This is a genomic window from Chryseobacterium gleum, assembly GCF_900636535.1.
Lineage (GTDB): Bacteria > Bacteroidota > Bacteroidia > Flavobacteriales > Weeksellaceae > Chryseobacterium > Chryseobacterium gleum.
The window spans coordinates 251,328-272,071 of sequence record NZ_LR134289.1; the positions used below are offsets into that span (position 1 = coordinate 251,328).

The following is a 20,744-nucleotide window of genomic DNA, read 5'->3' on the forward strand; positions in this document are numbered from 1 at the left end:
GATGAATCCGGTAGATTTGGAGTTGGTGAAATTAAAAAGGCAATGGCAGAAAGTTGTTTCAAAGAATGAAGAAAAACCCATGCTGATCTGTTTGGGAGAAAAACATGAAACCGATCTTTTTGACGGCTTTATCAAGTCGAAACTTTCTGAAGATGAAGAAGGAGATGATGTTTTTTTACTTCATTATCAGGAATTTAACGGAATGAATTCTTTTGGGCAGACCTTATTGGATGAATGGGCAGAATTCTATGAAATGCTCAAGAAAAGTGAAGAAAATATTCCCGAATGGGAACTCAGACAACCTGACGAAAACTTTAAAACAGATGCATACAAAGCCTTTTATCCTTTACTGGAACTAAAGAAAAACTTCCCCAGTATCAAGGATTCCAGCATCTTCATTTATATAGCTCCGTTAAGGATTAGCGATGCAGAAGAGCTTTCTTTGTGGGTAAAAGAATGGTGCGCGATCTGCGAAAAGTCGGGGAATAAAGATATTAAACTGGTCTGGGCAGAACATCACCATTACAGGACTCTGTCAAATATCTCCTCAGCGCATAGTTTCAGGGTAGAAGTAGATATTCATCAGTTAATGCAGAATACTGCTGCCCATACCAACCGTAAAAAGAACAGTCCGGATACAGATTTTCAGCAGCAGATCCTTATCGCGAGTAACCATTTAAGTAAAGAAAGGTTCAAAGAAGCGGAATATGCACTGAAAAAAGCAGTGAAGCTTGCCAAAGAGCAAAAGAATAAACAGGGAGAAATTTCTGCCTATTTTATGCTTACCCAAGCTTATACGGCAGATAAAAAAAAGGATAAAGCAGAAGACACCTACCAAACCATATTTGAAGAAATAGAGTCGGATACTCCGCTGGAAGTTCAGATGTATATGAACTATGGAAGCCATTTATTAGGAAATTCCAAAAAATCCAGGGCACAGAACGCATTTGAAAAAGCGGCAGAAACGGCTCGGAAAATTGGAGAATATGCAATGGCTATTGAGTGTTACAGAATCATCGGAACATTGAATGATACGGTTCTGACAAAAGATAAAATGATCAGGTATTTTGAAAAATGCCTTGATGTAGCAAAACTGATGGATTCTTCAGCAAGAGAACAGAGCAGTCTGAGGTTTGTGGCCTCTATGCTTATTCTTAAATATGAAGGTGATACGGATAAAAAAACATTACTGGATAACGAAATGAAGAGCTATTTTGGTGATGACTGGAAAGTGAATGTGGAAAGACCGAAAGCAGGCTAATCTCAAATTAAAGAATCATGGCAGATCTGAATAAAAAAACAGTAAAACCCATAAAGGTAGCAAAACCTGATATGAATCCGGACCGCTCCTGGAAGGTAAATGCAGACGTTACTTCGGTAAGCTGGGATAAAACCACACAGGGATGGAAAAACGGAATGAAAAATAATTTCGATTCACTGAATCCTGTCTCCATGGCTAAATCCATGGCGGGCGGGGACTCTGGACAGCCGGCGAAAAGCAGTGGTGGAGGTGGTGGCAGCGCTGTGACTGCAGAAAAAGCAGCCCCGGAAAGCAAAGTGAAGCTGATAAAGGTTAATACTCCTTCAATGCCTTCCACAGCCATTCAGCATACAAGTAAGCATTTTGATATTGTACTGGCGATTGATATCCACTGGACGCTCATTCCGCCGCCGCCTTCATTTATGCTGATTCCATTACCGCTGCCACATCCGTTTATCGGGATTGTTTTTGATATTATGGATTACATTACCATCACGATTCCGATTCCGCAATTTGCAAGAAACCTGATGCCGTCGCTTCCGGAAAGCATTCCGATGGGAGGTTCAATATATGTTCACGGAAGACACAAAGCAACTACGACTACAAGTGTGATGGGAGTTTTAATTCCATTCAGACATATCACTTCTTTGATTCCTGTTTATATTATTCCTTTTCCTCAGGAAGCTCCACACGAAGGAGAGGTTTATTATGGCTCGCAGACTGTTCTGGCACAGGGAAGTAAAATGAGCGGAAACCAGCCTCAGCAGGTACTTACCTGTATGGGATTCCCTTTCGGAATGACCATGCTGCCTGCAATGCCTGATAAACCAAAGAAAAATCCTCTGGCTTATTTTGCTTTCTACAATAATTTTTCAAGTATGTATATCCAGATCAATACGGGCGGGCCTGTATTGGTGGGAGGTGCTTTTGTACCGCATGTTTATACTCCGGGAGAGATGCTGATGCGTCTTGCAGGGATGTTTTTAATGAGAAGCTTAACCAAGAAAATAGGAAAACTGGGAGCTAACGGTTTAAAAAAACTTAATAACAGTGTTCTTAAAAAGGCGCCGTTCAATAAATTCAAATTTGCCAATGCATTATCCAAGAAATTGTGTCATTGGGGATTTGAACCTGTGAATTTTGCAACCGGTGCCATGGTTTTCGAATGGGATGATTTTGTAATTCAGGGCAGTACACCTTTAATCTGGAAAAATATCTGGCACAGCGACCGGCCTTATGACTTTGGTCCGCTTGGAAACGGTATTTTCAATAATCATGATCTGTTTATTCTACCTGAGGAAGATAATAAGTTTGCCGGATGGATGCATCCGGACGAAAATATAGCAATGCTGATTCCTGCTCCTGAAATAGGCGGGGAGATGACGTATTTCAGAGATCAGAAGATATGGCAGTACAGGCCAAGCAGCAGCATCTGGGTGGTCCGTAAAGGAACTGATATCTATACCTACCAACGTTTCCATCATATTTCGGAAGGAACTATATATAAAGTAATCCGTATTGAATATGGTGACGGAACCATCAGGGAATATGAATATGAAGACCGGAATATTGTCCTTAAAAGTATAAAAGATGTTAAAAGTGGCTGTAGTATAGAAACCATTATTCATCCGGAGTATAAAAAAGTAACAGAAGTTTACTATTGTTATAAAAAGCAGAGAGATCTGCAGGTTCGTTATGATTATGATGAGCGGGGTAATCTTACCCATGTCTGGGATATTCATAAAAAGGCCATTGTGTTTGATTATGATGGAGAAAACCATGTGGTAAGAAGAACCAACCGTAACGGAATGAGCTATCAGTGGGAATATGACAAAAAAGGAAGGGTAATCCATACCAAAGGTACGGATGGATATATGGAAGGTCAGCTTCATTATCATGATGAGGAAGCTTACACAGAAGTTATCTATCCAAAACAAAATAATAAAACAGAGGAGTATCATTACGATGAAAACTTTCTGGTTTATAAAAAAGTAGATGGAGAAGGAGGTGAAACCTGGTATGACTACACTATACACAACGAACTGAAGATGATGGGAACGCCGGAAGGACGTGTTCACGGGTATACTTATGATGAAATGGGTAATATTAAAATCTTCCATACTCCGGATGGCGAAGAATATCATTACCAGTACAATGAATTTGGACAGGTTACGGCCCGTTTTTCCCCATCGGGAGCTTCAGAAATATGGCATTATGATGAAGATGGTAAATTGTTAAGCTATACCGATCCCACAGAAGAAACTATCACCTATGAATATCCTGACGGAGAGAGATTTCCTGAAAGAAGCATAAAAAGAGATATTGTTACTCATTACGGATATAATGAAAGAAACCAGCTTATTCAGCTTATCAATAGTGCCGGAGCAGAACAGTACTGGAAATATGATGCCTATGGAAGACTGCTGATTTTTAGTCCGAAACCTTTGAACAGAACTCTTTGGAACAGAGATAAAATGGGAAGGGTTATAGAAATGTCCGAACAGGGACAATTGCCGTTAAAACTCCGTTATGATGCCTATGATCTTCCTGTATATGCTACGGACGGGCGTGCCGAATGGCTCATGAGCTATACCCCGATGGGAAGCCTGAAGCGTCAGGTTCGCCGGAATGTGCAGACCCATAAAAAAGAAGAAACATTAGTCTTTGGATATGATGCCTATGAAAATTTAATGAGCATTACCAATGAAAAAGGCGAGATTTATTCTTTCGAAAGAAATAATAACAATGACATCATTGGCGAAACAGGTTTTGACGGCCAGAAGAAATTCTTTATGAGAGATAAAGACGGACTTGTTACCCAAAGAAGAACACCTCACGGAAATAATATTTTTTATGAGTATGATCTGGCAGGGAGAATAACACAGACCCATTATCCGGACGGAACCTGGGAAGCCTATCAGTATGACACATCAGGACTATTGATAAGGGCAGATAATGAAAGCAGCAGCGTCATTTTCCAGAGAAATAAACTGGGGCTGGTTACCAGCGAGCAGCAAGGTGAGCACTCCATACAGTATGAGTATGATAATCATGGTAATCTGGTCAGTTTAAAGAGCAGTTTGGGAGCAGAAATTGATTATTCCTATAATGATTTTGATCAGCTTATAACAGTAGCAGCAGCCAGTCAAAATTCAGATCTGCCCTGGAAAATGAATCTGGAAATAAGCCGTAACGGACAAATGCATTCCCGCGAAATGACCGGAGGTGTGGAAAGCACCTTTGAATTTGATCATATTGGAATGCCGGTAAGCCAGAAAGTTATTGTTAATAAAAACAATACCACGTTCCATAAAGATTACAACTGGAATGCAGGAAGCCGCCTGTTACATATATTGGACAGAGTTACCGGTGGAAGGACCAGATTTGACTATGATGCTTTCGGAAGTCTGGTGGCAGCAGAATATTCCAATGGTGAAGTACAGTATAAAAATCCTGATGAAACCGGTTGTCTATATGAAAGCGTAAGACGAACTGACCGTATTTATGATAAAGGCGGAAAGCTGATGCGGGATAAAAACTGGTTCTATCATTATGATGAAGAAGGAAATCTGCTTTTAAAAAGTAAACGGCCTATCAATAACATCAAGCCGGAACGTAATGAAAAACAAGAAGATTTTCATCCTTATTACAAGCCCATAGCTTCAGATTGGCTGAACCATCCGAAAATGTTTGACGGAACCGATTTACCCAATATACATACAGACCTTTCAGAAGAAATCCGGAATCCGGAATGGGAATCCGGAGATTGGGCCTATTCCTGGAATGCCAACGGGTTGCTGGGCACAGTAAAACGTCCAGATGGAAAAGAGGTGACTTTTGAATATGATGCGCTTGGACGCAGAATTTCAAAAATTACAAAAAATAAAGTGACCCGGTTTGTGTGGGATGCTAATGTTCTTTTGCATGAGTGGAGTTACAACACTGAAGAATTTCCTATAACATACATCAATGAAGCTGGTGAACTGGAATCAGAAAATGAAATAACCGAGAATCTTACCACGTGGGTGTATGAGAGAGGAGCACTTTTCCCTTGCGCAAAAATTATAAATGGAGAACGCTTCGGCATCATTTCAGATTATATTGGAAGGCCAATACAGTCACATAATGATAAAGGAGAGTTAATCTGGAAAGCTGAGTTTGATATCTATGGAAACCTCAGAGACCATACAGGAGAACTTTATTTTATTCCATTCCGGCAGCTTGGCCAGTATGCAGATCAGGAAGTTGAAGGACTTTATTATAACAGATGGAGATATTATGATTCTTCTTCTGGAATGTACATATCAAAAGATCCTATCGGATTATTGGGTAATAATGATACCCTGTATGCTTTTGTTAGCGACAGTAATACCTGGGTAGATATTTTTGGTCTGCATAATGATCCTGTTAACTTTTTACAGGAGCTGGTGAGAGATGCACACAGTACACTTGGTGATGCCAAAGGATTTAGTGTTACAGCGGTAGGAACTGACGGGAAGGGGAACTACTACGTTTCTTCAAGTAAGAAATATGTGCCAAGGCAGATAAAAGAATGGGCTAAAGAAATGGGAGTCACTGTGATACAAAGTAAAGCAGATAATGTTCACGCTGAAGAAGCTTTGGTGAATGCTAAAAAAGGAATTAATGAAATTGAGCCAAGTACAAAAATTTGTATTGATTGTGAGCATCACATGAACAATAATAATGTTAAATTTGAAGAAGGTACAACAGGTAAGTTTAGTAAAAATAGACAGGAAGGAGGGAAATACCATATTCCTGAAGGAAAATATCAACCAAAATATAATTAAAAAGACATGAGCGAAAATTCAGTTAAAGAAAAATCATTACAGCTTAGTAAAGAAAATAAAATCAAATTTAATCTGTCATCATTGATAAGAATTAAAGACCTGTATCAGCTTTTTGAAGAAGAAATAAAAGATGATGATTATGATTATTCGCAGCGCTTCAAGAATGGAAGTGAGCAGCTTACTGAGTTTGCAGACTATGTTTTCAGTCGTGTTTTTACAGGTAACGGGTTGGATCTTTCAGATATTGAGAGGTTTAATGCCCTTGATGGTTTGGCTCCCGAAGATGATGAATACAGTAGTTATCAGGCTGCAATTGCTGTAAATATTGTCCTGATTGCAACCAATATCATTAAAATTGCAAAAGGAGAGGAGGCGAAGATAAAATCCACAATAGACTATACTTTGGATGTAATCAATAACCTGAAATCTGAAGAGTTTTTTACTAATAATCCTGACGGGGATGATGATGAAGGAGAAGAATATCTTGAGCAGTTTTATGATCAGGAAATATCTGCCGAAGATAAGCTGATAAATAGTATTGACAATATATCACAAAACGATTTTATATCTTTTAATGAAGAAAATATGATTAATTAATAAAAAGTAATACTGATAGCAGACAGATACCCGTATGATTATCATCTGACAGACCATATTACTGCCTGTCATACTTATCATGGCAGGCAAAATCTAATCCAAATCCAATCCATATATGAAAAAAATATTCTCTGAACTTAAAGGTTTCGTGATATTCAGTCCACAGCTTTTAGCAAAGTATCTGCAGGATCATCATCTTTCAGGTACTAATATTTTAAAATATTTTGTAGAAAATGAACATGGAGATGAAATAACCAGATCCGGAATTGCTATTCCTGTCATAGGAGTAGAGGAAGATTATTATGCTTTCCGGCTTTCCATGAATAATGAACAGATTTTGAACGATGAAGAGGTAGAGGTAGAATCGAAAGGCTGGATATTTCAGACAGCTAATAATGAGGTGAAAATTGTAGGCATCGGTTATTTGAAAGATACTGCTTCTATTAATGATGAAAACAGTATAACACTTTCATTAGAAAACGGATGGTATTCTTTAAAAATACGGGGTGGAAATAAAAATGGCGAAAGACTATTTGAACTGAATATGCAAAAACATGACATGCATCCAGCTTTTAGTGGCGATGTAACTACTGAATATTACTACGAGTAAAACATTTGATATTAAAAGTAAATGTTGCCCGATCAAAACTAAACACCTGCTGTTGAGTTCTTAATGATCATATTTTTAACTGTTTGAAATTTTGGGTTTACTCTAAAAGCATAGAAAAGCCAATTTTTTTAAAAAATATTTTGCCAGTTATAAAAAACTTTCTATATTTGCACCACTGAAAACAACGGTACTACCGGAGTTTAGGGAGAGTTGGCAGAGTGGTCGATTGCGGCAGTCTTGAAAACTGTTGACTGTAACAGGTCCGGGGGTTCGAATCCCTCACTCTCCGCCAGGTAAAAAACCAAAATAAACTAAAACGCTGTAAACATTAAATGTTTACAGCGTTTTTTTTAAAACAATTTTTGGTCCCACATGCAAAGAATTTTATCATGTTTGAGTGTCCGCGAACCCTGCTTTTTCTTTAGTTTCCAAATTTCTTGACATGTACCCTTTTCTCCGATACTTTAATGGTAAACGGCTCAAGATTCATTAATTTTCCTGCCTGAACGGTAATATTCTGACTTATTTTTTCACAGTATGTATTGGCAGGTAACGAGCTTTCCACAAGCTGTACAGTGTAATTACCAGATCGAAGGAAAGAACCGAATTCACCGCTGTCATCAGTAACAACGCGCTGTAATAACTGGTCTCCATCATAAATATTGAAAATAATTCCTGCCGTTTTAGATTCGAATTCCAATGCTTTTTTAGGATCAAATTCATAATTGATTTTTCCCAGAACTGTTCCGTTCTGGTGCAGCGGAACCTGAAGGAAATAGCTGTGTTTCTTGACTTCAAATTCAGAATCCTGATAATACCATCCCTGCTGAATCACCTGTTTCAGCATATACTTGCCATACGGAATTGCTTTGTAAACAATTTTACCTTCATTATTTGTCCTGAAAGAAATATTATTGATCATAATGATATAATTTTCAGCACTTTGATCACCTTCGTCATAAATATTGTTATGGTTGTTGTCATAATAAACAAAGGCTGATATTTCTCCTTTTTTGCTGGCGTCAAGTCTGTTGGGTTGCAAGTTTAGAGTTACGCCGGCTTCAACAGTGAAGAGGTTATTGCTGAAGTTGCCGGAAGAGTAATTGTACCAGGAAGAGTTAAGGAATACCCCGTATCTGTCTTTTGCATATTTAAGGTTAACAAATCCTGAAGGAGACTTACCATATAAAATATCATCAGTATAAGATAATCCCGAAGTGACAGTAAGTTTTTCACTCAGGAGATTTTTGTTGATAAAAGCAGAGACTGAAAACTTTTTATAAATAATGTCTTTACTGAAGATTCTTGATGAAGCAAATTCAGAGAGATAATAGCTGCCATATTGGTATATCCCGTTTACATTGAACCATTTATAACTGTAGTTTCCTGTAGCTTTCATCTGAAGCTGAGCATTATCAGATGAAGGGTATTGTACAGATCCCGTTTCCAGTGCCAGTAATGAAGAATGCTTTTTGTTGTTGCTCGCCCAGGTTATATTTTGGGTGATTCTGAATGCTTTCAGCTTCTGGATTTCCTGATTTCCTGAAGTATCCAGAAAATTATTATAGGTATTGGAGCTTTCCTCCTGATATTGTGCACCTGCTGAAAATCCGAAGTTCTTCTTTTTTGCAAAGTTGATTCCGATATCTCCTCTTGTCGTGTATGATCTGATATCATAATTGTAGGAGTAGAATTTCGGAGAAAAATTAGAGATCATTACATTCGCATATAAGGAATGGTTTTTAAAAATGCTGGTTGAAAAATTCTGCTGTATTTGCACTATTCCTCTTCTGTTTCCGGGATAATAATCACTGCTGTAAAAATAATTTCCGTTCAGATTGATTTTATTGATATTTCCGGAATACTGTGCCTCTAAAGCCAGAGAAGGCTGGGTAAGATGGGTATTTTCATAAAAGCTTAGTCCGCTGTATACCTTGGAATTCATTTTCCAGAAATTATTGAAAGCATACTGCATATCCGTACCTAATACATGATGATTTGCCTTTTCATAAGGATCATTTTTGAAAATATAGGTTGCAGAAAAATTTTTCGAAGCATTCTGAGCCCCGGTAATTCCTCTGGCATAAAATCCATATCCGTATTTCAGAAAAGAATTTCTTTCAATAAGGCTGAAGCTCTGATCTACAAAACCTACTTCTATTTTCTTATCCTTATCGGAAGAAGTATATGCATATTCTGCCCCTCTTCCGAATAGTGAAACTTCCATAAGCTTACTGATATTCCCCAAAGTAAATTCACTTTTTTCCCTGCGATAAGTCAGGTAAGTATTGCTTACTACGGGATCGCTTTGGTTATTCAGAGTATAAATATTACCACGGATAAACATATAACCCGAGGGAAGATTAAAACCACCTGACCCAATAAGCTGATACATATCGGTATTGTTGCCAATACGTCTGTAACTGGCGGTAATAGTATTTTTACTGTAATTTGAAAACAGATCGAATTCAGCGTCCTGATAACGCTGCGTAGAAGAAACATTTTGTACCAATACGGAAGTATTCCCGAAGATTTCCTTGTCCGGTTCTCTGAAGCCGGCAATATTCACCGTAAACTGAGAGCTTCTGAGCAGATTGCCTGAAGGAACAAACCGGAAAATAAATACAGAATCTTTCTGAACATTGATCGTTCCCTTTTTTTCAATAAACAGATTTTTCTGGGTCGCTTCCGGAATCTTAAATACGATGGTAACATCCTGTTTTTTATTTCCCAAATTGGAAACTCTTGTCCGGATTTCCAGAGAATCTTTATATGTTCCCATGTAGACAACAGGATTTTCAGCGGTTATCCTCATGTTGTTATTCTCAGTCACTGTATAAGACAAACTTTTTTTTACAACCTGATGTTTTTTTTCATCAGTAATGGTGAAGATCAGATCTGCTTTACCTGAAACTATTGTAGCATTCTTCAGTATTTTTAAGGGAATAAAAAGTTGCTGGCCGCCATTCAGTTCAATTTCAGGATTGCTGTCAGAAATGGTTCTGAAACCAGTGGGAGTATTTACTTCAACTCTGCCTTTAAAATGGTTGCTTTCATTGTTTTTCAAAACAAGCAGTACATCTATAATGTTCGGATTAGCTGAATTCTGTTCATTGCGGATTTCCATGCTGATAGCTGCATCAGCATTAGCCTGAGCTGAAACCCAAATACAAAACGGGATCAACAAAAAAAGTATTATTTTCCTGAACAGCTTGTTGTGAAGCATTATAAATTATTGAGGCGTAATCTCGAATTGAATGGTTGTAGTATAATCTTCTGATTTAGCATTGATGAACCTTTCGTCATTAGGTTTGGTAGAATACCGCATGTCATAATAAACGTCAGAATTTTGTGTGGAACCACCGTTAGCAATAAGTTGTGGTGCTGTACTCAGCAAAATCGTATTTGCAGTTCCCAGGTTGCCTGAAACCGGTATCAGATTAAGCTTTACAGCATCAAGAGGAAGAAAACTGCCGGAAGAAGCACTGAACTGGTTCTGGAGTGATTTTACTTTGATTTGATAATTCGTATTGCTTTTTACAATAAGTGCATTAGAGTAAGTAACACTGGCCCCGTTGACATAATCCTGCATATTTTTAAATTCCAGAATACCATTCATTGCAGAAGCACCGAACTTCATAGATAGCTCCGGAACATCTGTGGGAGTTCCTGAAAGCGAGCCGATCTGAAACTGAAAATTATGAACCACGGTACCAAGAATATTATTGTACTGATCATAAGCCGTAAACTGTAACGGAGCTGTAAAAGTGATCCACGCAGGATATGCTCCCAGATATGACCCTCCTGCCAGATTGATGCTGTATTTGATCTGAAGGCTGTAATAACCATTGGGCTGAGCAGGCTGATTAAACAACGCCGCATTGGACTGCGGAATAAGAAATACTTCTTGCCCTTCCTTCAGGATCACATTAAGCGGCATACCAATTTGCGGAATAGTGGGAACAGGGTTGGGATATGCTTTTCCTGACGATGAAACCGGTTGAAACGAAATTTTATTAGCCGGTAATATGTAATTCCCGTTGTTTGATGTAATAGGCTGCTTCAATCGTACAGAAACTCTCCAGTTGGGTATATTGATATTGCCATTTCCTGCCAGAGTAAGATTATATGCATCAGGATTGGTATTGCCGTTATAAGAATTAATCTGCAGATAACTGTTTACCCATGAGCTATACGAAACTTGTGAAAAACAGCTCATGGAGACCAGAAATAAGAGAAAACATAATATTTTATTCATAGGTAAAATTCAGTTCCGCCAACTCCAGGTTATTGTTGTCACCATAATCAATCATTACCGATGCAGTATATTTTCCCTTCGAAAGTTTTGCAGGAAGCGGAATATTTACCTCTCTCTTGTTTCCCGGCATGGTATAGAAAATAATCTGGTCAAGTGATACCTTATTACCGTTTTCTGTGTTGGTAAGCTCTGTCTGTATTTTTCCGTCTGCCCAGATATTACCCTGATTTTCAAATAAAAGAGTAAGGTCTTTTTTTGACTGGGCTAATGTAAGATTCTGGATTTCAATTTTTTTAGTGGCTTTGGCCGTCAATTTATGGAAAAGTTTAATTCCTGAACGGATGCTTACTTTTATATTGGCTCCTTTATTGTCCACATCATTCACAGGATTCATCTGGCTGACATAAAGGACAGCAGTATGAGCTAACAGCTGATCCGTTAATACATTAGGTGGAGTAATAGTTACATCAATATCTTTTCTTTCCCCCGGACCTAAGGTAAAATAAGTGTCTTCATTTTTTATAGTCACCCAGCTTGCGCAGGATGTAGACAGTGTATTGGCAGGAGACATTTTGTTTTCTCCTGTTCCGTTGTACTCCCAGTCTCCCAGGCTGACAGCCATGTCAAGAGAATTTTTTGCACTTACATTCGTTACCGTTACTTTTTGGGTGGTACTTTTTCCTGCGTCAGATTCGAAATAAAGTCTTGGAGGAGATACAGATACTCCCGTCTGAGCCTTAGTCTTAGTGCACAAAAGAAATAAAGAAAATAAAAAGATGATGTAGGAACGGCTCATTATTATAATTTGCTGTTAAAGTACAGATAAAGTGCTACAATCTGTAACACTTTATCTATATAATTTTATAATATCTAAATACTTATTGTGAAATAATAGTATACGTCAGTTCTGTTGTATAAACAGTAGGATCCTGACCTGCGATGTAATTGTTAAGATAAGCATTCGCACCCGCACCTTTGTATTCGATGTTGATTTTTTTATCTACACCACCATTTGCAGATGTTACCAATGTTGCTTCAGTAGCTGAAAGCTGTACGTTTTGTGCATACTGAGCTCCGTTTACTCCATCAGTTCCTGCACTGGCTTTGATAAGAATAGTATTGGCATCGATATTTTTAGCACCGCTTTGTAAAGCTGAGCCCGCACTTTTCACTTTAACCTGGAAACCACCGGTACTATAAATACTTAAATGGTCAGCATTTACAGAAGATACTCCGTTTGCATAGTCATCTTTGGTTTTATAGTCTAAGTTAACTACATTTTGAGATGGATTAACGATAAGGGTTTGGATAGGCTTCAGTCTAACATTTAAAGTTACGGTTTGTTGAGCCTTTAATGCAACAAAACCAAATAGTAACGTGGAGGCTACAATATATTTCTTCATAAAATAACAGGAGTTTTTATTAGTGTATTAATTCTTGTTTTTTTCAGGTGCAAATTTAGACAGAGCTACAGGTACTCATTTTGTGAAAAAGTACTAAAGATTTGTAAATTTGGTTTTGGAAAAAAACTTGATAATAAAGTGTATTTTATAAAGAAATATGATGATTTTAGTTAATTAAAAATTAAAAAACTTGTTAATGTTGTTAAACGAATATTATATTATTATGAATTTACTAAAAATAAATCATCAAAAATTAAAAAAAATAATATCTAATACATAACGAATGTGCTCCAGATCGGCTTATTGAGAGATTAAAGTTAACATCATAAAAGTAGACTTATCTTTAAACTGTTTTATAATTTTATCTATTTTTTGATTTATGATGAATTTTTTTTCTATAACCCCATGATGACTTTTGATAAGATTATACTCTTCATTTTCATTCTGCTGAATTCCTAACTGAAAACCGGACGGACTTGAAATGGTTACAGAACTAATTTCCGGCTGGGCGGTTTCATTCGTTTCATCAATCATTTCACTGTCACCTCCAACAGCAAGCATTTGTGTGGGGTAGAGTCTCACATTTATCTGAACATCATCTGCCTGAGCAAAAATGTTTACGGAAACAAAAAAGAATACTACTGAAAAAATACATCTTATCCCCATATATGAATTTTTCACTTATTTGTTATTTATCCAAAAATACAATATTATTTTTATATTATTTCATTTCTGAGGGATTTTTTCCTGTATGTTTTTTAATAAAATTACTAAAATTTCCTTCATCACTGAATCCCAGCTCATAAGCGGTTTCAGAAATATTGTATCCGGAGAAGCTAAGCGATTTTTTACATTCATTAATGAGTTTTTCAATAATAATATGTTTAGCACTTTTTCCCAGAACATATTCAGTCATCTCCGTTAATTTTCTTGGGGTGATATTCAGCTCATTGGCGTAGTAGGAAACCTTCTTGGCTTTTTTGTAGTCACGCTGCAAAAGGATTTTAAACCGGTTGACGTAATGGAGGTAATCAAGTTTTACATCTTTTTTCAGTGTTTCTGCAGGAATATGGAGAAATGCATCCAGAATCAGTCTTTCAATAGCATTATGAGCCGCTGAAATATAAAGACTTTCGTCTTTATGCTGAAAACTGTGCATTCTTCCCATAAAAACAATATTCATTTCTTTTATATTTTCGAAAGGTGCTATGAAAACATCAGAATCATAATTAAAAAAAAGTCTTGAATTGAGAAACATACTGTCTTTTGCAGATCTTTCATAAAAACTGGAAGAAAATGTGATAAGATAAACTTCGCCACGTTTGGTTTCACCAAATACAATCTGTTTCTGAGGTCCTAAAAATGCAATATGGCCACCTTTTATGAAGTACGGAATGTTTTCTATTTCCAATGTGATGTCTTCTATCATAATATAAATACAGAAGTACTCCAGTGTATTAAAACTTCTTTTATTATTATTTCTTTGTATTACATTATTCAATGTGTTGATGCTGAATCCTAAATTTTTTAATTGGTCTGTTATAACGTACATAAAATAAGCCTCAATAAAAATGGTTAATCTGTTCTATAAGAAAATGTATAAATCAGATAAATGAACCTGTAAATCAAATCAAAGTAGAGTAGATGTGATATGCAATAACTACTTTGCAGCTTGATTTAAACACTTATATAAATGTATATAAAATAACTTGATCTTCAGAGGGCTTATCGGGAATATTTCAATGTTTTTTTATACTAAAAATACTGAAGGCTGATTGGAATATGTAAAAAAATAAAAAGCCTGCAATTTATACAATTGCAGGCCTTATCTGGAGAATCCGGTTTTTAACTTAATATCTCACATGGTGCTACACAGACTACCCATGGACATCTTTTGATCCCTGGTGGCGGGCAGCATGCTTCGGAGCAGCTTAAAGCTCCTCCGTTGATACTTTTCAACTGTTCTCTTGTGATTTTTTTAGAATTTTTCATAGTCAAGTAATTTTTTTAAACTAATTAAGGCTGGTTTCCACCGCCGCATCCGTCGTATGGCATACATTGCCATTTACCACCAATTAAGCATAACTGGCCACCTCTGCAGTCAATACCTCCTTTAATTGTTTTCAATTCCTGTCTTTCGATTTTCTTTAAATTTTTCATAATAATTTAGATTTAGTACTTTCCGAAATTAGTAAATTTTTATCAACTGTTGTAGAATTATTGTGAAAATATTTACTTTCAATCAATATTATATATAATAATTTGCTTTTAATCTCCTGAAAATAAATAAAATATAATATCTGTTGCCAGGGCCAAATTACCTATTGAATGAGTAAATAAAGAATGATCATGCATAATAAATCTTGTCTTGTGGCAAGTTGGGTTTCATAAGAACTTGCTAATTTTGAATACCTTTAATTATCAAATTCACTCTTATTATGAAAAGTATATTCAAATTCTCCGTCTTGTTAAAATCATTGTTGATGATAATTGTTTTGTCCGCTACATGTATGGTATCCGCACAAAAAGTAAAACCATCGGAAAGCGGTTATGCGCCCGTTAACGGTATCAAGGTGTATTATGAAGTATATGGTAATGGAAAGCCTCTTGTACTGCTGCATGGTGCTTTTATGACCATTGATATGAATTGGGGAGAGCTGATTCCTGAACTGTCTAAAACCAGAAAAGTAATTGCCGTTGAACTTCAGGGACATGGACACACGCCGTTCTCGGAACGTAAATTATCACACGCTGTTCTGGCCAGTGATGTTACAAAGATAATGGATTACCTGAAAATTGATAAGGCTGATGTGGCAGGGTATAGTTTTGGTGGGGAAGTAGCTTACCAGCTGGCAATACAAAGCCCGGAAAGATTAAATAATCTGGTAATTATTTCATCAACCTATAAAAGCAGCGGCTGGCTGCCGGAAGTCAATAAAGCATTTGAAGGAATGAAACCTGATCTCTTTACAAACAGTCCCTTGCATACCGCCTATACCGCTGTAGCACCCGATAAAACAAAATGGACAAAATTCCTGGAGCAGATGATGGCCTCAGCCGGAAAACCTTTTGATCTGGGGGATGATAATATTTCTAAAATTCCGGTACCCGTTTTAATCATTGCTGGTGATAACGATGGACTGGATAAAACCGAGCTTTCAAAAACCTATAAGTTATTAGGAGGCGGAGTTTCTGCTGATATGGGAGCTATGCCGAAATCTCAACTGGCAATTGTTCCGGGGCAAAGCCATGTCACTGTGATGATGCAGACCGCAACAATTCTGAGCTATCTGAATAATTTTTTAAAATAGTTTGATGATGAATCCAAAATTTCAGGCAGGAATTAATATCGCCATAAAAATTCCTAAAAGTAAATATGAAAAAACCGTTGCTTTTTATAAAGATATTTTAAAACTGGAAGTAGAGGAAAAGCCGATTAGTAATCCTACCGTTTCAAGGACTCATGAAGTACAGTTCGGGAATAATGTGATCTGGTTAGACTGTGTAGACAATTACACCCACTCTGAAACCTGGTTACAGCTTACGGTTCCTGATGTAGAAGCAGCAACACAATATTTACGGTCAAACGGAGTGGAAACCTGTGATGAAATTGAGTCGCTCCCTGAAAATATGCATTGGATTACTGATCCGGCAGGAACGGTTTTTAATTTACAGCAACATCAGGAAATTTGAGTTTCTTCATAGCAGGTATATACTGAATTGTATAATTTTAATACCTTTAGCCATCGAATCATTTTTATTAAACTATGAAAACGACACCTTTTACCTTCATTGTAACCATCTTTTTTCTGGCATTAAGTGTAACTGCATTTTCCCAGAAAACAGCAGCTTTAAATTCTTTATTAGACAGCAATTCAGAATTTATTTTCCCGCAGACAACCGATAAAATCTCAAAAGCATTGAATATAAAGCCAGTTTTTTATGAAGATGCCAATGAAGAAAGATATGTGAAATGGCCAATGAAGACAGGGCTTGAAATGTATACCAGCCCAGGAAAGGATCATACAGTTAATGAAATGTTTTTCGTTACTTCAGACAACAGACCTGTAGTAGTAGAAGGGCTTCCTTTTGGTCTTATCATGAACAAAAGTACATTGCAGGATTGTAAAACAAAGTTCAGTAAATATGGTACAAAGACGCAGAAAATGGGAGCAGGAAGCGAATTCCCCGGAGGATCAAAACTTGTTTTCAAAAAAGGTAAACATTATGTCACATTGCAGTTCGACAGTAAAAGCCTGTTAAAATCATTAAGTTTAACAACAGAAGTTATCAATCCGGCAGTGAATTAATATGAGCCACAAAAAATATTACAAAATCCGTCATTATTTGACGGATTTTTATTTGTAATGTGAACTTTAATAAAGTTTATATTGTCAATCCATGGTTGTTTTTTACTTCAGCCATCACAAAAGTGCTGTGGGTGCTTCCTATAGAATCTACAGAGCCCAGTTTATTGAATACAAAATCCTGATAATGCTTCATATCTCTTACCTGCACCTTCAGAAGAAAATCAAAATCCCCCGAAATATTATAGCATTCGGCAACTTCTTCTATTTCCAGGATTTCTTTTACAAAATCATAGCCGACTGATCTGTCATGAATTTTCAGCTTGATCTGACAGAAAACGGTAAAACCACGGTTGAGCTTTTCTGCATCAAGAACGGCAGCATATCTTTTAACGAAGCCTTCCTGTTCCAGCCTTTTTACCCGTTCAAAAACCGGAGAAGCAGAGAGGTTTACTTCCTTAGCAAGTTCTTTTACGGTCAGTTTGGCATTTTTCTGGAGCAGCCTGAGCAGCTGTAAATCCTTATCATCGAGTTGTTCCACAGAATATTATTCTTTAAAATTATAAAAACAAACAAATATACAGGATAATATGCTTTTAATTATAACTTATAAAGTTTTATTTGCTTAATTATTTTGTTTTAGCTAAAACTTTATTCTGTATTATTAATTTTACCCAAAATTAAAAACTTTTACAGAAGACAGTTGTTGAAAGTAAAAGTACAGTTCTTTAGAGATACTTCATCAAACAGAAAAGGTTTTACTTAACGTAAATTAATAGGGAATCGTGTGCAAATCACGAGCTGTCGCGCAACTGTAAGTAACACACCAAAGGTTTCTGTCCTTGCATATCCACTGCCAAAAGCGGGAAGGATGACAGAAACTGTTACAAGTCAGGAGACCTGCCTTTACTGAATTGACATTGCTTTCGCGGTCTGAAGCTTTTAGGTCATACAGATGATATATCAGACAAGTACATTTTCTCTTGTGGGAAGCTGTAGTGTCTGCTATGCCATTTTTCCTGAAATTTCTATTCGTTAAGCATTAAGAAGCATTTAAAAAGACTTTACATCAAGTTTTAATATAAAAGTTTAAAAAATGCAAACTCACATTCTGGGCTACCCGCGTATTGGTAGCAAAAGAGAACTCAAAAAAGCCTGCGAGCAGTATTGGTCAGGTAAAATCCTTCCGGAAGAACTTCTGAATACAGGCAGAAATATCTGCAATCAAAACTGGAATATTCAGAAAGAAGCAGGGATAGATCTTATCCCGTGTAATGATTTCTCATACTATGATCAGGTTCTGGATATGAGCCTTGTGGTAGGCGCAATCCCGTCACGTTACCACGAAATAGTCCTTAAAAAGAATAATTCTGAGCTGGATCTTTATTTTGCCATGGCAAGAGGATATCAGAAAGAAGGACTGGATATTACAGCGATGGAAATGACCAAATGGTTCGATACCAATTACCATTATATTGTTCCCGAATTTTATAAAAACCAGCAGTTTAAACTAAGCTCAGACAAAATTTTCAATGAATTTGCAGGAGCAAAGCAGGCAGGGATCAATGCCAAGCCGGTGATTATCGGGCTCGTTTCTTATCTGTTGTTAGGAAAAGAAAAAGAAGAAGGATTTGATAAGCTGGATCTGGCCGGAAACCTTCTTTCCGTATACTCGGAGATTTTAACCAAACTTCAGGATCAGGGCGCAGAATGGATTCAGTTTGATGAACCCTTTTTGGCATTGGATTTAACAGAGAAGGCAAAAGAAACATATCATTTTGTATATGCTGAAATAAGGAAACGTTTTCCAAAACTGAAATTTATTATTGCCACGTATTTTGAAGGGTTAAAAGATAATACATCCCTGGCTGTCTCACTTCCTGTGAATGTGTTGCACATAGATCTCGTAAGAAATCCTGAACAACTGGATGATATTCTGGACGTTATTCCTGAAAGCCTAAGCCTGTCATTAGGAGTGGTTGACGGAAGGAATATCTGGAAAAATGATTATGAAAAGTCATTGTCTCTGATAAAAAAAGCAGTGAATCAATTAGGTTCTGAAAGAATTTTAATTGCACCATCCTGCTCACTGCTGCATTCGCCTTGTGATCTTGATTTTGAAACCAGTCTTAATCCTGAAATTAAAAACTGGCTGGCTTTTGCCAAACAGAAAGTAACGGAAATAGTAACGCTTAAAGAACTGGCGTCAGAAACGGAAAGTAAACAGATTCCTGAAGCATTTGAAGAAAATAAAAAAGCAATTGAGAGCAGAAGAACTTCTCCTCTTATCCATAATGATCAGGTGAAGCAGAGGGCAAATGCAGTTACTGAAAAAGACGCCCAAAGAATCAATCCCTTCAGAATCCGTAAAGAACAGCAGCAAAAAGTATTGCAGCTTCCTTTATTCCCGACAACAACTATCGGGTCGTTTCCGCAGACTGCAGAAGTCAGAAGCTGGAGAGCAAAATTCAAAAAAGGAGAACTGACAGCGGAACAGTATGACGCATTACTAAAAGAAGAAACGCAGCGAACAATCCGCTGGCAGGAAGACATCGGGATTGATGTGCTGGTTCACGGAGAATTTGAGCGTAATGATATGGTAGAGTATTTCGGAGAACAGCTGGAAGGTTTTGTATTTACTAAAAACGGCTGGGTGCAGAGTTACGGAAGCCGTTGTGTAAAGCCTCCTGTAATCTTCGGTGACGTTTCCCGCCCAACTCCGATGACGGTTTACTGGTCTCAGTATGCACAATCCCAGACTGGGAAATGGGTAAAAGGAATGCTTACAGGTCCTGTTACGATTTTACAGTGGTCTTTCGTTCGCGATGATCAGCCACGTTCGGAAACATGTAAACAGATTGCATTGGCGATCCGTGATGAAGTGGTGGATCTGGAAAAAGCAGGGATCAGAATTATTCAGATTGATGAACCTGCGATAAGAGAAGGTCTTCCGTTAAGAAAAACCGACTGGCAGAACTATCTGAAATGGGCAGTGGAAGCCTTCAGGATTTCAGCAGGTGGAGTAGAGGATGCTACCCAGATCCATACGCATATGTGCTATTCTGAGTTCAATGATATTATTGAAAATATTGCTGATATGGATGCAGATGTGATTACGATAGAATGTTCCCGTTCCCAGATGGAGCTTCTGAACGCTTTTGCAGACTTTAAATATCCGAATGAAATAGGTCCTGGGGTATACGATATCCATTCACCAAGGGTTCCGTCAAAAGAAGAAATGATTGAGCTGCTGAGAAAAGCCCAGAATGTAATTCCTGCCGGCCAGCTTTGGGTAAATCCGGACTGCGGGCTTAAAACAAGGCATTGGGAAGAAACTGAAAAAGCTCTGATAGCAATGGTAGCAGCTGCTAAAGAGGCTTCTGTAGAATATGCACTTTAAAAAACTTTACAATAATTAGATTCAAATCAGATCGTGTTATGATTTTCATGACACGATCTGATATTTAAGGGTTAAAACCTGGATTAAATGTAATATCCTG

Annotated in this window: 17 protein-coding genes, 1 tRNA gene and 1 riboswitch; of the genes, 9 read left to right on the forward strand and 9 right to left on the reverse strand. The window is 37.2% G+C overall.

Features of this window, described 5'->3' with window-relative positions; translation table 11 throughout:
- Position 1 precedes the first annotated feature (1 nt).
- From EL165_RS01140 to EL165_RS01160, 5 genes are all read left to right on the forward strand, one after another.
- On the forward strand, positions 2 to 1,261 hold the full coding sequence (locus EL165_RS01140) for a tetratricopeptide repeat protein (RefSeq protein ID WP_002980079.1): 1,260 nt from the start codon (positions 2 to 4) through the stop codon (positions 1,259 to 1,261).
- 17 nt (positions 1,262 to 1,278) lie between these two features.
- Positions 1,279 to 6,069 (forward strand): RHS repeat-associated core domain-containing protein, encoded by a 4,791-nt coding sequence (locus tag EL165_RS01145; protein WP_002980078.1) that lies wholly within the window; start codon positions 1,279 to 1,281, stop codon positions 6,067 to 6,069.
- 6 nt (positions 6,070 to 6,075) lie between these two features.
- Positions 6,076 to 6,666 (forward strand): hypothetical protein, encoded by a 591-nt coding sequence (locus EL165_RS01150; protein WP_002980077.1) that lies wholly within the window; start codon positions 6,076 to 6,078, stop codon positions 6,664 to 6,666.
- 115 nt (positions 6,667 to 6,781) lie between these two features.
- Positions 6,782 to 7,276, forward strand: a complete 495-nt coding sequence (locus EL165_RS01155) for a hypothetical protein (RefSeq protein WP_002980076.1) — start codon at positions 6,782 to 6,784, stop codon at positions 7,274 to 7,276.
- 204 nt (positions 7,277 to 7,480) lie between these two features.
- Positions 7,481 to 7,568, forward strand: a tRNA-Ser gene (locus EL165_RS01160).
- Positions 7,569 to 7,697: 129 nt separating this feature from the next.
- Here EL165_RS01160 and EL165_RS01165 read toward each other — a convergent pair.
- From EL165_RS01165 to EL165_RS25725, 8 genes are all read right to left on the reverse strand, one after another.
- Complete coding sequence (locus EL165_RS01165) at positions 7,698 to 10,463, reverse strand: hypothetical protein (protein ID WP_126358562.1); 2,766 nt, start codon at positions 10,461 to 10,463, stop codon at positions 7,698 to 7,700.
- A 45-nt stretch (positions 10,464 to 10,508) separates the two neighbouring features.
- The gene (locus EL165_RS01170) at positions 10,509 to 11,534 is read right to left on the reverse strand and encodes a hypothetical protein (protein WP_002980074.1); all 1,026 of its coding nucleotides are present in this window, start codon (positions 11,532 to 11,534) and stop codon (positions 10,509 to 10,511) included.
- Positions 11,527 to 12,330 (reverse strand): fimbrial biogenesis chaperone, encoded by an 804-nt coding sequence (locus tag EL165_RS01175; protein ID WP_002980073.1) that lies wholly within the window; start codon positions 12,328 to 12,330, stop codon positions 11,527 to 11,529. The genes EL165_RS01170 and EL165_RS01175 overlap by 8 nt, the downstream gene beginning before the upstream one ends.
- An 82-nt stretch (positions 12,331 to 12,412) precedes the next feature.
- The gene (locus tag EL165_RS01180; RefSeq protein WP_002980072.1) at positions 12,413 to 12,937 is read right to left on the reverse strand and encodes a hypothetical protein; all 525 of its coding nucleotides are present in this window, start codon (positions 12,935 to 12,937) and stop codon (positions 12,413 to 12,415) included.
- 300 nt (positions 12,938 to 13,237) lie between these two features.
- Positions 13,238 to 13,618 (reverse strand): hypothetical protein, encoded by a 381-nt coding sequence (locus EL165_RS01185; RefSeq protein ID WP_126358563.1) that lies wholly within the window; start codon positions 13,616 to 13,618, stop codon positions 13,238 to 13,240.
- 40 nt (positions 13,619 to 13,658) lie between these two features.
- Positions 13,659 to 14,366, reverse strand: a complete 708-nt coding sequence (locus tag EL165_RS01190) for a helix-turn-helix domain-containing protein (protein ID WP_164720322.1) — start codon at positions 14,364 to 14,366, stop codon at positions 13,659 to 13,661.
- A gap of 416 nt (positions 14,367 to 14,782) precedes the next feature.
- Positions 14,783 to 14,929 carry a bacteriocin-like protein gene (locus EL165_RS25720; RefSeq protein WP_002980069.1) on the reverse strand — a complete coding sequence of 49 codons (147 nt, stop codon included), beginning with the start codon at positions 14,927 to 14,929 and terminating at the stop codon, positions 14,783 to 14,785.
- Positions 14,930 to 14,953: 24 nt separating this feature from the next.
- Positions 14,954 to 15,097, reverse strand: coding sequence for a bacteriocin-like protein (locus EL165_RS25725; protein ID WP_002980068.1), 144 nt, complete (start codon positions 15,095 to 15,097; stop codon positions 14,954 to 14,956).
- A gap of 323 nt (positions 15,098 to 15,420) precedes the next feature.
- On the opposite strand from EL165_RS25725, the gene EL165_RS01195 reads away from it, so the two are divergent.
- From EL165_RS01195 to EL165_RS01205, 3 genes are all read left to right on the forward strand, one after another.
- On the forward strand, positions 15,421 to 16,248 hold the full coding sequence (locus EL165_RS01195) for an alpha/beta fold hydrolase (RefSeq protein WP_002980067.1): 828 nt from the start codon (positions 15,421 to 15,423) through the stop codon (positions 16,246 to 16,248).
- Positions 16,249 to 16,252: 4 nt separating this feature from the next.
- Positions 16,253 to 16,630, forward strand: a complete 378-nt coding sequence (locus EL165_RS01200; protein ID WP_002980066.1) for a VOC family protein — start codon at positions 16,253 to 16,255, stop codon at positions 16,628 to 16,630.
- A 74-nt stretch (positions 16,631 to 16,704) separates the two neighbouring features.
- Positions 16,705 to 17,247: a hypothetical protein gene (locus EL165_RS01205; RefSeq protein WP_002980065.1), complete on the forward strand. Its 543-nt coding sequence runs from the start codon at positions 16,705 to 16,707 to the stop codon at positions 17,245 to 17,247.
- Between the two features lie 76 nt (positions 17,248 to 17,323).
- Here EL165_RS01205 and EL165_RS01210 read toward each other — a convergent pair whose 3' ends face one another.
- Positions 17,324 to 17,785, reverse strand: coding sequence for an Lrp/AsnC family transcriptional regulator (locus EL165_RS01210; protein WP_002980064.1), 462 nt, complete (start codon positions 17,783 to 17,785; stop codon positions 17,324 to 17,326).
- A 195-nt stretch (positions 17,786 to 17,980) separates the two neighbouring features.
- Positions 17,981 to 18,166: riboswitch (cobalamin riboswitch) on the forward strand.
- Between the two features lie 174 nt (positions 18,167 to 18,340).
- On the opposite strand from EL165_RS01210, the gene metE reads away from it, so the two are divergent.
- Positions 18,341 to 20,644, forward strand: coding sequence for a 5-methyltetrahydropteroyltriglutamate--homocysteine S-methyltransferase (gene metE / locus EL165_RS01215; RefSeq protein ID WP_002980063.1), 2,304 nt, complete (start codon positions 18,341 to 18,343; stop codon positions 20,642 to 20,644).
- The last annotated feature ends 100 nt before the right edge of the window (positions 20,645 to 20,744 follow it).